4 protein-coding genes are annotated in these 2683 nt (G+C 37.0%); 1 reads left to right on the forward strand and 3 read right to left on the reverse strand.

Annotation, left to right across the window (positions count from 1 at the left end):
* The 3 genes from ACFE93_RS33400 to ACFE93_RS33410 all read right to left on the reverse strand — a co-directional run.
* The coding region (locus tag ACFE93_RS33400) for a hypothetical protein (RefSeq protein ID WP_375480222.1) at nt 1-1333 on the reverse strand (1333 nt) is incomplete at its 3' end.
* Nucleotides 1334-1356: 23 nt separating this feature from the next.
* On the reverse strand, nt 1357-1881 hold the full coding sequence (locus ACFE93_RS33405; protein WP_375480224.1) for a phage tail protein: 525 nt from the start codon (nt 1879-1881) through the stop codon (nt 1357-1359).
* Nucleotides 1881-2120 carry a hypothetical protein gene (locus ACFE93_RS33410; RefSeq protein ID WP_375480226.1) on the reverse strand — a complete coding sequence of 80 codons (240 nt, stop codon included), beginning with the start codon at nt 2118-2120 and terminating at the stop codon, nt 1881-1883. The genes ACFE93_RS33405 and ACFE93_RS33410 overlap by 1 nt, the downstream gene beginning before the upstream one ends.
* A 190-nt stretch (nt 2121-2310) precedes the next feature.
* Between ACFE93_RS33410 and ACFE93_RS33415 the strand changes: the two genes are divergently transcribed.
* Nucleotides 2311-2683, forward strand: a 373-nt coding sequence (locus ACFE93_RS33415) for a hypothetical protein (RefSeq protein ID WP_375480228.1), incomplete at its 3' end; no start/stop codon positions are given.

Genomic DNA, 2683 nt, shown 5'->3' on the forward strand with positions numbered 1-2683 from the left:
CCCCGATAATATTTTGATCGTTCGCCAAAGAATGAAGTGTGCCATCAACATCAAATGACGTAAGTGTTGATGATAAAGCTACATTATCTATAGAATTATTAGCCACAGGGTTATCTGTGACAAAATCATTTGTGTTGTTTTCTAATATTAAGTTTGACTCAATGGCTGTAATAGCATCGAAATCACTATTTATATTTGGTGATTCCTTTTCTGGCGATGGAGAATTTAAGGTTGGTAGCACCTCTTTTCTCTGTATGAAATTTTTTGGAGAAACGGTGGTCTGATTATCACTTATAGAAGGAAGTTTATCTGTTTCAATATCCTGTTGCGGTAGCGTTGGACTAACTGGAGTTTCTGAAATATTAACTAATTCTAATGCTTCAGGGATTATTTGTTGTTCATTATTACCCAAGCTATTATAAGGGATAAATGTTTGTTCTGCATTATGATGCAAAGGAGATTCTATAACTGAAGCTTCTGCTAGTTCACTTGTATTTTCGGATAATTTATTTCCTTGTTGTAATTGTGAAATACTTTCTATCACAGACGATTCTGCACTAAGTAAACTAGATGGTAACTCAGGATTTACTTGCAGTTCGTCCTTAGTAATATTCCTAAATAAAGTCGATTTATCTTCAAAATTAGGTAAAATTGATGTCGTTATAATACTAACTGAATCATCATTTTTAACATTTTCTGAAGCAATATCAAGTTGTAAAGTAGGAAGTTCTAAGTTAGCCTTAATAGATAGAGCTTCATCTGATGCTAACAAGCTATTTTCATTGGAATTAATAGGAATTTTGCTTTTATCGATCAATTTAGTTGCAGATGATTTGACCGATTTTTTAGTCTTAGATTTAGTAGTTGATTTTTTTTCTGATGGCTGTTGAGATTTATTTGTTTTTTTCGATTTAGATTTACTTTTACCACTAAGATTGATTTCTGATGACGTATCATTACTCGGATTGTTCTCAATGCGAGTCGGCATTATCTCTGGAATACTGGTTGTTATTGGTTCATTACTATTAATACTACTATTTTCTCGTGGATTTATTAAATCAAAAGAATCAACCTCAAGTAATGGAAGCTCACTACTTATATCCTGAGTATCCCAACCTATTAATGGTTCTATCGATGCTTCATGTTCGCTAGATAAGAAGAATTTAGAAGATGTGACTAATGGTGGTTTAGTTTGTATGGAACTGATAAAGTTACTTCGTGATTGTAGAGAATGAGACTCTTTTCTCAATAACATTTTGTGAGGATTAGATAAAGACGATCTAATCCCAAGGGGATGAATATTGTTCCCTAGTGGAGATTGGATAATTTGCATAATTATAGTTTCAAAAGAGCTAATTAGCTAGAAACAAAATATCCTGTTTTTTGATTTCGTTGTACAGAAGTACCTCCACCTGTGGCTCTTGCAACCTGTAAACCTTCATAAGCTAAAGTTAATTCTTCAATCCCAACTGCCTTTCCATCTGCTTGGAATGCAGGTGTTTTCCAGGTTATAGGAATAGCACCAATCAAAGTCCAACTCATCATTGTCTCACCGGCTTGATTGAAAATCAGAATATTGACATTGCGTCGAGATGTTTTCTTTCTTTCATCAAAAACTGCATTCATCCAGTTCCAAAAACCTGGATGATCGGTAACTCCACGTTTGAGAGTTATGTCTGCAAATTCTGTATGACCTAAATAAATTCTTTGCTGGTCGTTAACACCACCTTCCTGAAAAACATTTTTCTTAATTTGAATACTTAATCCTGAGCATTCAGCGAAAGATGCAGCAATAGAACTGTCTATCTCAACGTAGAAACGATTAGTAGTAACATAATTTAATTCGTGAGTAATGTTGCCATTATTAGCACCTGTAGCCATCACAACCACCTTTGGGAATTATAATTGCCTACTCTTTCCCGCTGCGATCGCAGGTCTTCTAGCAAGAGTTTATACACATGCTCTGTAAGTTGGTTCAGCAGCAGTGAATCATTGAGGTATTTACTTGCCGTTTTAGCCACCTTGCTGGCATCAGATGTCGCTGAAACCCCAGCGTAGCCAGCAATACCGCCAACATCTCCATCGAACGTGAAAAAAGTTTTTTGCTGATTTGAGTCCATAAATAAAAAACTCTCCCTAAATCCAGGCTAAAGGTACTGCATCAGAATCAAAAGTAGCCAAAAGTCGAACTTAGTTTTTGCCTAGATTTAGACTTTAGAGGAATTGTGTTACAAGTGCGATCGCAGTAATCTAGATGTTGGTAAGAGCAAAATATTCACCTAGCTACTGCTTGGGCAACAGGAGGAAAAAATGAGAGAACACATCAGCCGGCAGAAAAAAACTACTACAGGCTTCTCAATCCCATCCCTGAAACACCCGATACGCGGCTTTGGTTTGGAGTCGTCGGCAATTTCACGCCAAGCGGTTCCTGAGGTACAACCAATCAATAAACCAGTTACTCACGATATAAGTCGCATACCACTGCGTACCCAAGCAAAACTCTCAATCAGCCAGCCTGGAGACAAATACGAACAGGAAGCTGATAGCGTCGCACAGCAGGTAATGCAAAGAATGGCGCAACCTGTAAATCGCCAGTCTATCCAACAAGAAGCATTGCCAGAGTCAAAACAAGAAGAATTGCAAATGAAACCTCTGGACGTTAGCACTTTGCAACGAGAAGAAG

The organism is uncultured Nostoc sp. (assembly GCF_964247315.1).
Taxonomy (GTDB): domain Bacteria; phylum Cyanobacteriota; class Cyanobacteriia; order Cyanobacteriales; family Nostocaceae; genus Nostoc.

Coding starts and splice junctions, on each gene's coding strand:
- ACFE93_RS33405 (WP_375480224.1), bottom strand. CDS start 1,881: ATGGCTACAGGTGCTAATAATGGCAACATTACTCACGAATTAAATTAT.
- ACFE93_RS33410 (WP_375480226.1), bottom strand. CDS start 2,120: ATGGACTCAAATCAGCAAAAAACTTTTTTCACGTTCGATGGAGATGTT.